16 protein-coding genes and 1 tRNA gene are annotated in these 15,419 nt (G+C 60.3%); 4 read left to right on the top strand and 13 right to left on the bottom strand.

Going from position 1 to position 15,419, the window contains the following annotated elements; all coding sequences use genetic code 11:
- Nucleotides 1–9: 9 nt before the first annotated feature.
- From AEQ63_RS27115 to AEQ63_RS08480, 9 genes are all read right to left on the bottom strand, one after another.
- Nucleotides 10–240, bottom strand: a complete 231-nt coding sequence (locus AEQ63_RS27115; RefSeq protein ID WP_236705248.1) for a type II toxin-antitoxin system RelE/ParE family toxin — start codon at nt 238–240, stop codon at nt 10–12.
- A gap of 37 nt (nt 241–277) precedes the next feature.
- Nucleotides 278–472, bottom strand: coding sequence for a type II toxin-antitoxin system RelB family antitoxin (gene relB, locus AEQ63_RS08515; RefSeq protein WP_042606822.1), 195 nt, complete (start codon nt 470–472; stop codon nt 278–280).
- Between the two features lie 231 nt (nt 473–703).
- The gene (locus tag AEQ63_RS08510; protein WP_042606898.1) at nt 704–922 is read right to left on the bottom strand and encodes a hypothetical protein; all 219 of its coding nucleotides are present in this window, start codon (nt 920–922) and stop codon (nt 704–706) included.
- Nucleotides 923–1,030: 108 nt separating this feature from the next.
- Entirely contained in the window at nt 1,031–2,710 is a 1,680-nt protein-coding gene (locus AEQ63_RS08505; RefSeq protein WP_064362794.1) for an MFS transporter, read from the bottom strand.
- Between the two features lie 178 nt (nt 2,711–2,888).
- Nucleotides 2,889–3,656, bottom strand: coding sequence for a phosphonate ABC transporter, permease protein PhnE (gene phnE / locus AEQ63_RS08500; RefSeq protein WP_064362793.1), 768 nt, complete (start codon nt 3,654–3,656; stop codon nt 2,889–2,891).
- Nucleotides 3,653–4,480 (bottom strand): PhnE/PtxC family ABC transporter permease, encoded by an 828-nt coding sequence (locus AEQ63_RS08495; protein WP_064362790.1) that lies wholly within the window; start codon nt 4,478–4,480, stop codon nt 3,653–3,655. Before AEQ63_RS08495 ends, phnE begins: the two co-directional genes overlap by 4 nt.
- Entirely contained in the window at nt 4,474–5,271 is a 798-nt protein-coding gene (locus AEQ63_RS08490) for a phosphonate ABC transporter ATP-binding protein (RefSeq protein WP_064362789.1), read from the bottom strand. The genes AEQ63_RS08495 and AEQ63_RS08490 overlap by 7 nt, the downstream gene beginning before the upstream one ends.
- A complete protein-coding gene (locus AEQ63_RS08485; protein ID WP_064362788.1) occupies nt 5,268–6,131 on the bottom strand; it encodes a putative selenate ABC transporter substrate-binding protein in 864 nt (287 codons plus the stop codon). The genes AEQ63_RS08490 and AEQ63_RS08485 overlap by 4 nt, the downstream gene beginning before the upstream one ends.
- A 157-nt stretch (nt 6,132–6,288) precedes the next feature.
- Nucleotides 6,289–6,687: a RidA family protein gene (locus AEQ63_RS08480; protein ID WP_064362786.1), complete on the bottom strand. Its 399-nt coding sequence runs from the start codon at nt 6,685–6,687 to the stop codon at nt 6,289–6,291.
- 113 nt (nt 6,688–6,800) lie between these two features.
- On the opposite strand from AEQ63_RS08480, the gene AEQ63_RS08475 reads away from it, so the two are divergent.
- From AEQ63_RS08475 to AEQ63_RS08465, 3 genes are all read left to right on the top strand, one after another.
- On the top strand, nt 6,801–7,694 hold the full coding sequence (locus AEQ63_RS08475; RefSeq protein WP_064362784.1) for a LysR family transcriptional regulator: 894 nt from the start codon (nt 6,801–6,803) through the stop codon (nt 7,692–7,694).
- A gap of 124 nt (nt 7,695–7,818) precedes the next feature.
- Nucleotides 7,819–8,979 carry a radical SAM/SPASM domain-containing protein gene (locus tag AEQ63_RS08470; protein WP_064362783.1) on the top strand — a complete coding sequence of 387 codons (1,161 nt, stop codon included), beginning with the start codon at nt 7,819–7,821 and terminating at the stop codon, nt 8,977–8,979.
- A 93-nt stretch (nt 8,980–9,072) separates the two neighbouring features.
- On the top strand, nt 9,073–10,098 hold the full coding sequence (locus tag AEQ63_RS08465) for a GlxA family transcriptional regulator (protein ID WP_042606831.1): 1,026 nt from the start codon (nt 9,073–9,075) through the stop codon (nt 10,096–10,098).
- Between the two features lie 368 nt (nt 10,099–10,466).
- Here AEQ63_RS08465 and AEQ63_RS08460 read toward each other — a convergent pair whose 3' ends face one another.
- Nucleotides 10,467–11,501 (bottom strand): alpha/beta fold hydrolase, encoded by a 1,035-nt coding sequence (locus AEQ63_RS08460; RefSeq protein ID WP_064362781.1) that lies wholly within the window; start codon nt 11,499–11,501, stop codon nt 10,467–10,469.
- Between the two features lie 307 nt (nt 11,502–11,808).
- Here AEQ63_RS08460 and AEQ63_RS08455 point away from each other — a divergent pair.
- Nucleotides 11,809–11,883 (top strand) — tRNA-Gln (locus AEQ63_RS08455).
- A gap of 117 nt (nt 11,884–12,000) precedes the next feature.
- Here the strand turns inward: AEQ63_RS08455 and AEQ63_RS08450 are convergent.
- From AEQ63_RS08450 to gstA, 3 genes are all read right to left on the bottom strand, one after another.
- Nucleotides 12,001–13,989 carry a peptidase U32 family protein gene (locus tag AEQ63_RS08450; RefSeq protein WP_064362779.1) on the bottom strand — a complete coding sequence of 663 codons (1,989 nt, stop codon included), beginning with the start codon at nt 13,987–13,989 and terminating at the stop codon, nt 12,001–12,003.
- Nucleotides 13,990–14,330: 341 nt separating this feature from the next.
- The gene (locus tag AEQ63_RS08445) at nt 14,331–14,711 is read right to left on the bottom strand and encodes a RidA family protein (protein WP_064362777.1); all 381 of its coding nucleotides are present in this window, start codon (nt 14,709–14,711) and stop codon (nt 14,331–14,333) included.
- Between the two features lie 72 nt (nt 14,712–14,783).
- Entirely contained in the window at nt 14,784–15,395 is a 612-nt protein-coding gene (gstA, locus tag AEQ63_RS08440; protein WP_064362775.1) for a glutathione transferase GstA, read from the bottom strand.
- Between the last annotated feature and the right edge of the window lie 24 nt (nt 15,396–15,419).

Raw genomic sequence — 15,419 nt, 5'->3', positions numbered from 1 at the left:
CGCCTTTTTTTATGAGTGGTATGGATATTTTTTACGGGCGTGCAATACGGTCAGAATATTGATCTGGTCTGTCACCCGATAGACCAGTAAATAATTCGAGTTAATGACCATTTCGCGAGTGCCCGGTATTCGGCCGGAGCGGAAACCATGCGGTATCCAGGAAAGCCTTCGCGCTGCCGCGCTGAGCTTTTGGTGCAGTGCAACTGAAGCGACAGTGTTGCGTTGTTCAACGTATTCGATGATGTCAGCCAGATCTCCAAGAGCCGGTTTGCTCCAGTTAACCGGCAGCGCGTCGATTCTTGCGCCTCTCTTCCAGCATCTGGCCTAGCAGCACCATTGCCTCGTCGTGCGGAACAGGCGGGCGTGGATCATCAAGTGCGGCTTGTACCTTGGCCCGATACCAACGGTCATAGCTCGCAGCCTCTTCTTCGGTTTCGAAGTCTGAAACGATAAGTGAAAGTTCAGCGCTCATCATGACCTCCATGATCAATGTGAAGCAGTCTAAAGGGGATGTGGGCTCGTTGTCGTCACTGGCAAGACGAGGGACTCATCATCTCCAAACAGACGATTCAAATCTGTCAGACGCTTCGCTTGTGATGCACGTGAAGTCGATCAGGGGTGTAGTTCGATTCTGTAGGAAATCAGCTTTCGGTCATTGGACTGACAGCCGCCGCTCAAAGCAGCGGCCACAGCCACGCTGCACTCAGTTGCCGTCCGCCACCTTGCGCTCGATCTCGTCGACCTTACGCTGCAATTCTTCGGCCTCCTGTTCTTTGACCCGAGTGGAGGAAGGCGTGATGACCTTGTCCACGCCTTCGGTTTTGCCGTCGCGGTCCTGCAGGTCGCGTTCGACCACGTTCACCGGTTTGCCGCTGGCATCGGTGGGCGGGGCGTTGGGGGTTTTGTCGTCGTTGGGGTTCATGGCGCTGGCCTCCTGTGGGTGTTCACATTGGAGACAGCGCGGCGCCAGACGTTCGAATTTTTTCAGGGCCACGGCCCTCTCCCGCAGGAGAGGGCACAGCGGCGATTTTCAGTCCTTGAGAATGTCTCGGTCCTTGGTTTCCGGGAGGAAGAACGTGCCGAGTATCGCCGTCGCGACTGCAATCACGATCGGGTACCACAGCCCGTAGTAGATATCGCCGGTGGCCGCGACCATGGCGAACGCCACGGTCGGCAGGAAGCCACCGAACCAGCCGTTGCCGATGTGGTAGGGCAGCGACATCGAGGTGTAGCGGATGCGCGTCGGGAACAGTTCGACCAGCCACGCGGCGATCGGGCCATACACCATGGTCACGTAGATCACCAGCACGGTCAGCAGGAGGAGCATCATCGGGTAGTTGATTTTCGCCGGGTCGGCTTTTTCCGGGTAACCGGCATCTTTCAGCGCCGCGGCGAGGTTGGCGGTGAAGGCGTCGTTGCGGGTCTTGAAGTCGGCGGCGGGGAGGGCGCTGCCTTCGAAGCTCTCGACGACGCGGTCACCGATGCGCACCTGCGCGACCGTGTTCGGTTCGGCGGCGACGTTCTCGTACGGGATTGCGCGTTTCGCCAACAGGGTTTTCGCCAGGTCGCAGGAACTGGTGAATTTGGCCTTGCCCACCGGATCGAACTGGAACGAGCACTGCTCGGGACTGGCGATGACCTTGACCGGATTTTTTTCCTGGGCGACGAACACGTCCGGGTTGCCGTACTGGGTCAGCGCATGAAAGATAGGAAAGTAGGTCAGTGCCGCCAGTAGGCATCCGGCCATGATGATCGGCTTGCGCCCGATGCGATCGGACAGGCTGCCGAAAATCACGAAGAACGGTGTGCCGATCAACAGCGAGCCGGCGATCAGCAGGTTGGCGGTCTGCGCGTCGATCTTCAGGGTTTGCAGCAAGAAGAACAGCGCATAGAACTGCCCGGTGTACCAGACCACCGCTTGCCCGGCGGTACCGCCAAGCAGCGACATGATCACCACTTTGAGGTTGTCCCAGCGCGCAAAGGATTCGGTCAGCGGCGCCTTCGAGGCCTTGCCTTCGTCCTTCATTTTCTGGAACACCGGTGACTCGCTCAGTTGCAGGCGGATGTACACCGACACGGCCAGCAGAATGATCGACAGCAGAAACGGAATCCGCCAGCCCCACGCCTCGAACGCTTCGGTGCCCAGCGCCGTGCGGCAGGCGAGAATCACCAGCAGCGACATGAACAGACCGAGGGTGGCGGTGGTTTGAATCCACGAAGTGAAAAAGCCGCGCCGGTTGCGTGGTGCATGCTCGGCCACGTAGGTCGCGGCCCCGCCGTATTCCCCGCCCAGCGCCAGACCTTGCAGCAGACGCAGGGTGATCAGGATGACCGGTGCGGCAACGCCGATGGTCGCATAGCCGGGCAGCAGACCGACAATCGCCGTCGACACCCCCATGATCACGATGGTGATCAAGAATGTGTGCTTGCGCCCGATCATGTCGCCGAGTCGCCCGAAGACGATCGCGCCGAACGGCCGCACTGCGAACCCGGCGGCGAACGCCAGCAGGGCAAAGATGAATGCAGTGGTTTCGTTGACACCGGCGAAGAAGTGCTTGGCGATGATCGCCGCCAGTGAGCCGTAGAGGTAAAAGTCGTACCACTCGAAAACCGTGCCCAGCGAGGAAGCGAAGATGACCTTGCGCTCCTCCCTGGTGATGCCGCCGCTGCGGGGCGGTGTGCCGGTGGATGCTGTGTCGATTGTGGCCATGGGTGTTCTCCGTCGTGCTTATTGTTGTAGGCCGGAGTCCCCCGTTACTGCCTGTCGCACTCTGGCCCGTTGGCATCTGCCGCCGTTGCTCTAGCGTGAAGCTTGCACAGTCTGACCGCCTCGCAGGGCTGCAAGGTTTCCTGAAGCATAATCAGCTTTTGGCGAATATCCACTGGGCCTACGCTTTGACCCAACGCTGCCGGCTCCAGGCACTCAGCCAGTCGACCAGAAACACCAGCAACAGCATCGCCAGAATCACCGTGCTGGCCTGCGCTTCCTGGAACAGGCTCAGGCTGACATACAGCATCTGGCCCAGGCCGCCAGCACCGACGAAACCCAGCACGCTGGCCATGCGGATGTTGTTTTCCCAGCGATACAGGCAGTAGGCGAGCAGTTGCGGGGCGAGGTTCGGCAAGGTGCCGTAGCAGAACGCCAGAATCGGATTGCCGCCCTGCAAGCGAATCGCCTCGGCGGGTTGTGGCGGAGTGTTTTCCAAGGCTTCGGCGAACAGCCGACCGAGCACGCCGGTGGTGTGCAAGGCGAGGGCGAGAGTGCCGGCGTTGGGGCCGAGCCCGGCCGCGAGCACCATCAGCGCCGCCCAGACCAGCTCCGGAATCGCCCGCAAGCCGTTGAGCAGCAGACGCGCCGCACTTTGCAGCGGCCACCCGAAACGCCCTGCAGCGGGCAGCGCGAGGACGATGCCGAACAATGCCGCGAGCAAGGTGCCCAGCGCGGACATGGCCAGGGTTTCCAGTGAGCCGTGGGCGATGGCTTTCAGGTAGCCGGCGCTTAAGTCAGGGCTGAGAAAGCGCTGCACATAACTCCCCATTTGCTTGAGGCTGTTGGCGCTGCCCAGTTCGGCGAGGTCCAGTTCCAGATAAGCGAAAGATGCGACTACCGAGAGCGCGATGGCGACGATCAGCAGCAGATTGATCACGCGCCTCATGTCAGCCTCCAGCGCAGTAAGCGGCTGAGTTGGTCGGCGCACAGCACCAGCAGCAGGAACGTCAGCAACATGCTGGCGACTTCACCGCCGGCAAACATGCGGATCGACAGGTCGATCTGTTGCCCCAGCCCACCGGCACCGACAAAGCCCATCACCACCGAGGCACGGATCGCGCACTCCCAGCGATACACCGTGTACGAGAGCAGGTCGGCGGCGACATTCGGCAGCGTGCCGTAGGCAAACGCCGCCAATCGCCCGCTGCCGGCCTGCAACAACGCGTGCGCCGGGCGCTGGTCGGTGGATTCGAAAATCTCCGCGTAGACCTTGCCGAGCATGCCGCTGTAAGTGATGGCGATGGCCAGCACGCCTGCCGCCGGGCCGAGGCCGACCGCGCGCACAAACAACAGCGCCCAGACGATTTCCGGCACGCTGCGCAGAAAAATCAGCAAGCCGCGAACCGGCCAGCGCAGCAAGCGCCCGGGCAGGCTCGGCACGCCGCCCCGTGACGCCGCCGAGAGGGACAGCGCGCGGCTGGCGATCAGGCTTGCCGGCACCGCCAGCAGCAGGGCCAGGGCCATGCCCGCCGTGGCAATTGCCAGGGTTTGCAGGGTCGCTTTGAAAAGTAATTGCAGGAACGCTTGATCGTGCGCCGGCGGCCAGAACGCCGAAACGAAACGGCCCATTTCGTGCTGACTATCGGCCTGAAACAACACGCCCAGGTCCAGCTCACGGAGCTGAATGCCCGGCCACAACAGGGCCAGCGCCAGCAGCGTCAGCAACAATCGCGGCCACGCCGCCGGGTCCGGTGAGTCAGCTTTCAGCATCGCGGAATCTGCACAATCAAAGGCGCGACCGCCGGTGCTGGCGATTGCAGTTGTTCATTGGCGTACAGCGCATCGAGCTTGTCGCGGCTGACCTGATCAGAAGGGCAATCGAACAGAATCTGCCCGTCGCGCAAGCCGATGATCCGTGGAAAGTGCGCCAATGCCAGATCCACCGCGTGCAGGCTCGCCACCAGCGTGACGTTGTGCTCACGGGCGTGGCGCGACAGGATCGACAACGTGTGGCCGGCGAGCACCGGGTCCATCGCTGACACCGGCTCGTCGGCAAGCAATATTTCTGGCGCTTGATACAGCACTCGCGCAATGCCGACGCGCTGCAACTGCCCGCCGGACAACTGCTGGCAATGGGCGAACAGTTTGTCGCCCAGATCCAGCCGCGCCAACGCCGCGCGGGCGCCTGCGACATCCAGCGGATGCAGCAGATTCAATAGACTTTTACCCAGACTCCACTGGCCAAGCTTGCCGGCCAGCACCGCCGTGATCACCCGCTGACGCGGCGGAATCGGCGGCGCCTGATGCACCAGGCCGATGCGCGCACGCAGGCGCTGACGCTGGCGCGCCGACAAGTGCCAGGCGCGTTCGCCGAGCACTTCGATGTCACCGCTGCTGGGTTTTAGCGCCGTCGCCAACAAATTGAGCAGGCTCGATTTGCCGGCGCCGGACGGGCCGATGATCGCGACCTGTTCGCCGACACCAATCTGCACATCAATATTGCGAAGGGCATCGACGCCATTGGCATGGCGCAGGCTGCCCTGGGTGAGGCGTAGGGTCATTTCAGCAGTTCGGCGGCGCGGGCGGCTTCCTCGATGCCCTTGTAGTTCTCGGGCTTGGTGTCGATGAAGCGACTGGCGGCTTGCAGATCAAGGATCTTCTTCTGCTCAGGATTGGCCGGGTCCAGATCGAGGAAGGCTTTCTTGATCTTCGCTGCCAGTGCCTTGTCGAGGGTGCCGCGCACGGTCCAGTTGTAATCGAAGTAGGTCGGGGTGGTGGCGAAGACCTTGACCTTGGTGGTGTCGACCTTGCCGGCATCGACCAGTTTCTGCCAGACGCTGGCGTTCAACACACCGGCATCGACCTTGCCGGCCTGCACCCAGGCAACGGTGGCGTCATGCGCGCCGGAGTAGGCGACACGACTGAAATAGGCTTCAGGTTTGATGCCGTCGTTCTTCAACATGAAGTAACGCGGCATCAGGCTGCCCGAGGTGGACGACACCGAACCGAAGGCGAAGGTCTTGCCCTTGAGGTCGGCGAGGCTTTTTACGTTCGGGTCGGCGGTGATGAATTTGCTGGTGAACTGCGCATCCTGTTCACGCTGCACCAGCGGGATCACTGGGGTGGTGGCGTCGGTCTTCAAGCGGGCCTGCACGAAAGTGAAACCGCCGAGCCAGGCCATGTCGAGGCGATCGGTGGCCAGGGCTTCAACCACCGCCGGGTAGTCGGCGACCGGGACGAACTGCACCTTCATGCCCAACTGCTGTTCAAGATAGGCGCCCAGCGGTTCGAACTTGCGCAGCAGTTCGGTCGGCGCTTCGTCGGGAATCGCGCTGACGCGCAGGACATCAGCGGCTTGCGTCATCAGGGCAGAAAAGGACAGGGCCAGGCCGGCGGTGAGGGCGAGGGTACGCTTGAACATAGAATTCTCCGTTTCGTAAGCGTCAACATTCGAAGGGCTGCCGCTACAGAGCGGCGCGCCACGTCAGGGTAGACGAAACGGCGAGGTTATACGCATTCGCGAGGAGATTGGCCAGCCTCCCTGCCGGCGCGTTGTGTCTGTCTGTGTGCTGTACCGGTCAAGCCGCTTCCGGCAGTTTGGCAATCACCGTGATCTCGAAATCGAAACCCGCGAGCCAGGTCACGCCGACAGCCGTCACCGTCGGAAACGGCGCTTCGCCCCAGAACTCCGGCACCACGCTCCAGATGGTTTCGAACGTCGAATGCGGGTCGACCATGAACACGGTGACATCCACCGCATCATCGAAGCTGCAACCGGCCGCAGCGAGGATCGCGTTGAGGTTGTTGAAAGCCGTGCGCACCTGATCGCGCAGATCCGCTTCGGGCGAACCGTCCTCGCGACTGCCGACTTGTCCTGAGACAAACAGGAAACCGTTGGAGCGAATCGCCGGCGAGTAACGGTGACGCTCGTACAGGGCGTGGCGGGCGGGTGGAAAAACTACATCGCGCTTGGACATGGGGCTGACTCCATCAGTGGTTGATGGGCTGACTTTAGGTATTTGCAGAGCCGCGATAAACGCGCAAGCTTGGCGTTCACTGTTTGCAAAACCCAAACAATCGAGGGGCGGGTATGGACCGGTTCGATGCGATGCAGGCCTTTGCCCGGGTGGTCGAGGCGGGTAGTTTCACCAAAGCTGCCGAAACCCTGCACATGAGCAAGACCACGGTGACGCAACTGGTGCAGCAACTGGAGGCGCGGCTACGGGTCAAGCTGCTCAACCGTACCACGCGCAAGGTCAACGTCACCGCCGATGGCGCGGCGTATTACGAACGGGTGATCAAGCTGCTCGCCGACATGGACGACGCCGAAACCAGCCTGCCCGGCGCCGCCGCACGGCCACGCGGGCGCTTGCGCATCGACGTGCCGAGTCCGTTCGCGCGGCACATTCTGGTGCCGGCCTTGCCGGATTTTCACGCGCGCTACCCGGACATCCAGATCGACATGGGCGTCAGCGACCGCATCGTCGACATCATCGATGAGAACGTCGACTGCGTAGTGCGCGGTGGTGAGTTGCTCGATCAATCATTGATGGCGCGCAAGATCGCCGATCTGCCATTGGGCGTGTTTGCCGCACCGGCTTACCTGGCTCGCGAAGGTACGCCTGACCATCCGCGCGAACTGGAAGACTCCCATCACCGGGTGGTCGCGTTTCTTTGGGCTCGCACCGGTAAACCTCTTCCGTACACCTTGCACAACGGCACCGAGCGCCTGCAGATCAAGGGCCGGCATGTGCTTGCGGTGGATGATGGCAATGCCTATCTGGCGGCGGGCCTGGCCGGCATGGGTGTGCTGTGGCTGCCGACGTATATGTCTGATGCGCATGTGGCACGGGGCGAGTTGGTGCAGTTGTTTGCGGGTTGGCAGCTTGAGTCGATGCCGCTTTATCTGGCCTATCCACCGAACCGGCATGTCAGCCTGAAATTGCGCGTCTTTATCGACTGGGTGGTGCAGTTGATGGCGTAGCGTGCCGATGGTGCAGTTATTGCTTGCGGGTGTCGCACAGCCGTCAAAATACCAACACAAGCGGCGACCGAAACCCATGCAATGATGAGATGCATGGCGTTCCCTTCAAGGAGCTCCACCTGCAATGAACATGTATATCGATATTGTTGGCGCCTGCAATCTGAGCTGCCCTTCGTGCCCGATGGGCAATTCGGAAAATCTCAATTTCAAGAAATCCATGCAGCTGGACATGTTCAGGCAGATCGTTGAAAAGGCTAAAACCGAGGGCGTTCGCACGATCTTCCTCTACAACTGGACCGAGCCTCTGGTGCATCCGAAGATCGGCGAGTTTATCGACATCATCAATGCCGCCGGCATGATGAGCGGTATCAGCACCAACCTCAACCTGGCGAAGAATATGGAAAAGGCGCTGTTGGCCGAGCCAGGTTATTTCCGGATTTCGTTATCAGGCTTTCATCAGGAAACTTACCAAAAGGGCCACGTCGGCGGTGATGTTGAAGTCGTAAAGCAGAACATGATTGCGCTGCATGAAATCAAGCAACGCCTCGGCTTGAAGACGCGAGTAGATGTTTATTACCACCGCTACCTGGACAACATTGAAGAAGAGGCGCTGATGCGCGAGTTCAGTGAGCGTCTCGGCTTTGTGTTCACCACCGGTTATTCGGTGATGATGCCGCTGGAGAAAGCGCTGGCGATCGTCGAGCGCGATCCGTCTGTTTCAGCCACTGACCACGAAACGCTCACACGTCTGGCGCTCCCGCCTTACGATGATCTGATCAATGTCCTGCAGCATTACCCCAAGCAGGCTTGCACACTCAAAGATGACTGGCTGGTGATCGACTGCAACGGCAATACAGTCTTGTGCTGCACGATTTTCAACCAGACCGAATATCAGGTTGGCAAATATCTCGACATGCCGCTCGAGGAACTGACACGGCGCAAATCCACGCAGAAAAACTGCGTCGACATGTGCGACCGTTGCGCATCGAAAGGGCTGCACATCTACTCGACATACCCCAATCAGGGAGTCCTGGAACGGCACGCGGTAAACCGCATTCTCGACTTCGAACGGCTTGCCAGCGAGGGACTTGCGGTGGACAGCCAGCAACTGGGGCGCGCCGGCGAAGTCAGCGCCGAGAATTTCGATGAAGCCCAGTATCTTCGACTCAATGACGATGTAAGGGTGGCGGTGTCCCAAGGTGCTTTCAGCAGTGGCTACCAGCACTACCTGCTGTGTGGGCGTCTGGAAGGACGACTCGGTGCCGGTGCGTTTTCGGTGATCTGAAGCGGCATTGGGGTGGCAGTCAACCACGCGCTGCGCAGGCGTAGTTGACTCTTTGTCTGATCAAGCCAACTATCGCTCGCATAACAACGACCGATGGACCCGACCTTGATTGAACGACGTCAATTCAGCGGTGGCATGAAGGGCAAGAACCTTCGCTATCTGAATGAGCAGAACCCCGATAACACCGGCGTGACCCGCACCGGTTTCTTGTTGCTCGAACACTTTTCGCTGCCGGCCTTCACTCAGGCGCTGGACACGGTAGTCACCACCAACCTGTTGCGCCCGGGACTGTTCTCGTCGCGCACTTTCGGCCTTGGCGATGGCGAGGTGATCAGCGATCTGGGCCTGGTCATCCGCCCCGATGCGCGCCTCGATTCTGCTGCACTTCAGGAGTTGGACTTGCTGGTGATATGCGGTGGCTATCGCACTGAATTGCGCGCCAGCGACGAATTCATCGGCTTGCTCAGGGCTGCGGCGGAGCGGGGCGTGAGTCTTGCCGGGTTGTGGAATGGCTCATGGTTTCTCGGCCGCGCCGGTTTGCTCGATGGCTATCGCTGCGCGATTCACCCGGAACATCGCCCGGCACTCACCGAGATCGCCAAGAGCACCCATGTCAGCAGCGAGCCTTACGTGATCGATCGTGATCGGCTCACCGCGTCGAGCCCGTCCGGGGCCTTCCACATGGCGCTGGACTGGATCAAGGGCTTGCACGGCAAGGCGTTGGTCGAGGGCATCGAAGACATTCTCGCCTTCGAAGAGTCGCGCTACCGGCGCATCAAACCCGATGAAAACATCTGCGTCAGCGCGCCGCTGCGTGAAGTGATCAAGCTGATGGACGCCAACCTCGAAGAACCGTTGGAACTTGAACAGCTGGCCGTATACGCCGGCCGCTCACGGCGTCAGTTGGAGCGCTTGTTCAAGGAACAACTGGGCACCACGCCGCAACGCTATTACCTGGAACTGCGCATCACCGAAGCACGACGCCTGCTGCAACACACCGAACTGTCGCAGGTGGAAGTGCTGGTGGCTTGCGGTTTTGTCTCACCGAGCCATTTCAGCAAGTGCTACAGCTCGTACTTCGGTTATCGGCCTTCGAAGGAGAAGCGGCTGGTTAAATAGATCGACCGGTGCAATCCCCAAAAACCCTCACCCCAGCCCTCTCCCAGAGGGAGAGGGAGCCGAGGTATCTTGCGCTGTACATCGACCTGAAAGATGGATGTCGATTATGGATTCAATACAGCGCTTTCAGGTCGCCGTAAATCTTGAGCATCCCCCAATCAGTTCCCTCTCCCTCCGGGAGAGGGCTAGCGTGAGGGGCTTTTGAGGGCGGGGCTGTCATCTTGCGCTGTACATCGACCTGAAAGATGGATGTCGATTATGGATTCAATGCAGCGCTTTCAGGTCGGCGTAAATCTTGAGCATTCCCCAATCAGTTCCCTCTCCCTCCGGGAGAGGGCTAGGGTGAGGGGCTTTTGAGGTCGGGTCTGTCAGAGACGATCTGCATCCATCACAGCCTGCGCAAACGCCTTCGGAGCCTCTTGCGGCAAATTATGTCCGACCCCACCCTCGATCAGCCGGAATTGATATTTCCCGGTAAAGCGCTTGGCATAATCCTCCGGTGCCGGGTGCGGTGCGCCGTTGGCATCGCCCTCTAAAGTAATCGTCGGCACGCTGATCGACGGTGCAGTCGCAAGTTTCTGTTCCTGCGCGGCATATTTCTCTTCGCCCTGTACCAGGCCCAGACGCCAGCGGTAGTTGAACACAGTGATCTCGACGTGATCGGGATTCTGCAACGCCTTGGCACTGCGATCAAAAGTCGCGTCATCAAACTTCCACTGCGGTGAGGCGAGTTGCCAGATCAGTTTGGCGAAGTCGTGGGTGTTCTTGGCATAGCCGGCGCGGCCGCGCTCGGTGGCGAAGTAGAACTGGTACCACCACTGCAATTCGGCTTTGGGCGGCAGTGGATTCTGGCCGGCGGCCTGGTTGCCGATCAGATAGCCGCTGACGGCCACCAGGGCCTTTACGCGCTCAGGCCACAATGCCGCGACGATGTCCGCCGAGCGTGCGCCCCAGTCATAACCACCCAGCACCGCTTGTTTGATTTTCAGCGCGTCCATGAAGTCGATCACGTCGCTGGCCAGCGCCGCTGGCTGGCCGTTGCGCAGGGTGTCTTTGGACAGGAACTGCGTATCGCCATAACCCCTTGCGTACGGCATCAGCACGCGATAACCCTTGGCCGCGAGCAGGGGCGCGACTTCGTCATAGCTGTGAATGTCGTAAGGCCAACCGTGCAGCAGAATCACCACCGGACCATCGGCAGGACCAGTTTCGGCGTAGGCCACGTCGAGTACGCCAGCCTTGATGTGCTTCAGCGCGCCGAAAGGCGAGGGCGCTGAATAGCTGACGGCGGCGGGTTCTGTGGTTTGCGCCTGAGCGCCGCCGACGGCGCCGAACAGTGACAGCGCCAGGACTGACAAGCCGAGCGCGTGGGTGATTTTAGAGGTGTGCAGAGCCTGTTTCATGCTGACGTCTCCTTTGCGAGCCTGTGGCCAAGGGGCTGGATGAACCCTTGAAACCCTGGGTGCATTGGAGCGTGTCGAGGTATCCGCTCTGTGTCGGCAAAGGAGGTTTTTGCAAGGGCGTGTATGGCAGCAGGACGCGTACACACTGTGATACACGGCAACGAAACCGAGTGTTTTCGCGGGAAAATAATAAGTGGCTGTTTTAAAACAAAAAATATTTCGTCTCGGGCTTCCCAAACGAAACGAATGTTGATAAATTGCGCCCCGTTCTCACAGCGATCCTCACGGAGCCGCTGACCAGAGCTACAGGGGCGTCGCCAAGCGGTAAGGCAGCAGGTTTTGATCCTGCCATGCGTTGGTTCGAATCCAGCCGCCCCTGCCATCTACGAAAAAACGCCAACTTCGCAAGAAGTTGGCGTTTTTTTTTGCCTGCGATTTGCCGCGCCAGAGCCAGTCAGCCAGGCGTGCGCGATGCCGGAGCACCGCGCACGCCGCCCACTCAGTGTGGAGCGCGCGGGATGGTTTTCATCAGGTCTTCAGGGCTGATGTGGCCAACCACGCTGCCCGGCTGTGGCAGATTGAGGATGTGGCCTTTCATCTTGCCGATGATGTGCATCTCGCACGGCTTGCAATCGAATTTCAGCGTCAATACTTCATCGCCGTGAATCAACTGCATCGGCGCGACCTTGGTGCGCACGCCGGTCACGCCTTTGGCCTGTTTCGGGCACAGGTTGAAGGAGAAGCGCAGGCAGTGCTTGGTGATCATCACCGGCACTTCGCCCGGCTCTTCGTGGGCTTCGTACGCCGCGTCGATCAGCTTGACGCCGTGACGGTGGTAGAAGTCGCGGGCCTTCTGGTTGTAGACGTTGGCGAGGAAAGTCAGGTGCGAATCCGGGTACACCGGCGGTGGCGTGGTTTCGGCTTTACGGCCGCCACGCGGATGCGCAGCGACACGCGCCGCAGTAAGGGCTTCAATGACTTCGCGGCGCAGCGACTTGAGCTGCGAATTCGGGATGAAGAACGCCTGTGGCGCATCCAGTTTGATGTCGGTGGCGTGGTACTGGGTGGTGCCGAGCTGGCCGAGCAGGTCGCGCAATTGCTCCAGCGCCTGTTCCGGCTTGTTGGCCACACCGAACGGACCGTTAAGTGTGACGCTGGCGTTGATGCCTTCTTCGCTGGTCGCGGTCACTTCCAGCTGTTCTTCGCGCAGACGGGCGAACCAGCTCAGGGCCACGCGACGTTCCGAAGAGGTTTTCTGCAACGCCTGCTGCCAGTTGTGATCGAGGTTGCGATTCAACGGGTGGCTTGGACGCAGCTTGAACAGACCTTCAGGCATTTCGTTCGGCTCGACGCGGTAGCGATAGCGCTTCTCGCCGTCTTCTTCGAACTCACCTTTTGCTTCGGCGATGTTGGCGCGGAAACCGACCACTTCGCGTTTGACCAGCACGTTCAGGCCGTCGCCGTTGGACAGCGGCTCGTGAGTGACAACCTGCATGTCACGCTTGCCGACTTTTTCCACGGTACCGACCGGCAGGCCGGTGAAGGTCGGCGAATCGAAGGCGCCGATGTCGATCTTGCGATCGGTGACGAAATAATCGGTGCTGCCACGGTGGAAGGTCTTTTCCGGATCGGGCAGGAAGAAATGCACGGTGCGGCCGCTGGAGGCGCGGGCCAGGTCCGGGCGGTCTTCCAGCACGTCGTCCAGACGCTGGCGGTAATAGGCAGTGATGTTCTTCACATAGCCCATGTCCTTGTAGCGACCTTCGATCTTGAACGAACGCACGCCGGCCTCGACCAGCGCGCGGATGTTGGCGCTCTGGTTGTTGTCTTTCATCGACAGCAGGTGCTTTTCGTAAGCGATAACGCCACCCTTTTCGTCTTTGAGGGTGTACGGCAAGCGGCACGCCTGGGAGCAGTCGCCACGGTTGGCGCTGCGGCCGGTTTGCGCGTGGGAGATATTGCACTGGCCGGAGAAGGCCACGCACAGCGCGCCGTGGATGAAAAACTCGATGGCCGCATCGGTTTCATTGGCGATGGCGCGGATTTCTTGCAGGTTCAGCTCGCGGGCCAGCACCAATTGCGAGAAACCGGCCTGATCGAGGAACTTCGCTCGCTCCAGGGTGCGGATGTCGGTCTGGGTCGAGGCGTGCAGCTCGATCGGCGGAATGTCCAGCTCCATCACGCCCAGGTCCTGGACGATCAGCGCATCGACACCGGCGTCGTACAACTGATGGATCAGCTTGCGGGCCGGCTCCAGTTCATTGTCGTGCAGGATGGTGTTGATGGTGGTGAAGATGCGCGCGTGGTAACGGCGGGCGAATTCCACCAGTTCGGCGATTTCGCTGACTTCGTTGCACGCATTGTGGCGCGCACCGAAGCTCGGGCCGCCGATGTACACGGCGTCGGCGCCATGCAGGATGGCCTCGCGGGCAATGGCGACATCGCGAGCAGGGCTGAGCAATTCCAGGTGATGCTTGGGCAAGGACATAGTTTTTTTTAGTCAGGCGGTCACGGGCAAGGGGCGCATTCTACCCGTGAAACGCGCGGCGGGCACGTGTGTGCTGCCCGATGGTGGCTGGCGATCGGGTCAGTTCGGTTGACTGTTGTGTTGAATGTTCCGGCCTCTTCGCGGGCAAGCCCGCTCCCACAGGGTTTCGCGGTGTACTCGGAACCGCGGCTACACACAAACCATTGTAGGAGTGAGCCTGCTCGCGATAGCGTCGGGTCAGTCAAATCATCTTGTCTGACACACCGCTATCGCGAGCAGGCTCACTCCTACAGGGGGTTGTGTCATTCCAGAATAATTGAAATGACGCTGTGCAATTTCAATCAGCCCTTGGCCGCCATCGCCGTCACTTCCACACGCATCCCTTCAACCGCCAGCGACGCAACGCCAACCGCTGCCCGCACTGGCCATGGCTTGGCGAAAAAGCGTTTATAGACTTCGTTGAACGCCGCGCGATCAGCCATGTCGGTGAGGTAGATGGTCAGGTGCATTACGCGGTCCATTGAACTGCCGGCACGTTCCAGTGCGACTTTCAGCGCTTGCAGCGTGCACTCGCTTTGCTCGGTGATGCCGCCCAGTTCCAGACTGCCATCGGCGCGGGTGGGGATCTGCGTCGAGACCATGATCCCGCCGAAGGTGGCGACGTCGGACGAAATCGAATCGGTGTCCGGATCGGGCGTGAAGATGATGTCTTGATTGGCCATGGGCATCTCTTGTTCGAGTGAATGAAAGTCGCGCCAGTTTACAGATTCCCTCCGGCGATGGCCCGCGCGTGTTCAGACTGGCTGCGTGGCCGCTTCCGCCGCGATGGCCGCAAGCACACTGGGTCGCGCGCCGATGCGTTTCATGTAGCTGGCCAGCGCTGGCCATTCGGCGATAGCGATGTTGAACGTCGGAAACCAGGTCAGCACCGTGAACAGGTAGGCATCGGCAACGCCAAAGCTAGCCATCAGATAGTTCCGATCCGCCAGAATGCGCTCAAGGTAATCCAGCCGCTTGAACAGTTTCTGCCGAAAAATCGCTTTGACGGCTTCCGGGATTTCGGCGCTGAACAATGGTGCGCTGGCGCCGTGGATCTCCGAGCCGATGAAATTCAGATGCTCCTGCAGTCGTATGCGCTCCCATGTACCGACCGCGGGCGCCAAGGTGTTTCCCGGGACCTCGTCGGCGAGAAATTGCAGGATCGCCGGGCCTTCGGTCAGCACTTCGCCGTTATCCAGTTGCAGCGCGGCCACGTAGCCTTTCGGGTTGATATCGCGAAAGTCACGGCCGTCAGCCGTGCGCTTGGTCTGGTTGTTGACGCGGATCAGCTCGAACGGCAAGCCAAGTTCTCGCAGAACGATGTGCGGTGAGAGCGAACAGGTCATCGGCGCAAAGTACAGTTTCATGGCATGTCCCCGGAAAGTTGAGGC

Origin of the sequence: Pseudomonas sp. RIT-PI-o (assembly GCF_001297215.1) — a bacterium.
GTDB lineage: Bacteria > Pseudomonadota > Gammaproteobacteria > Pseudomonadales > Pseudomonadaceae > Aquipseudomonas > Aquipseudomonas moraviensis_A.
This window is presented reverse-complemented; position numbering and strand designations above follow the sequence as displayed.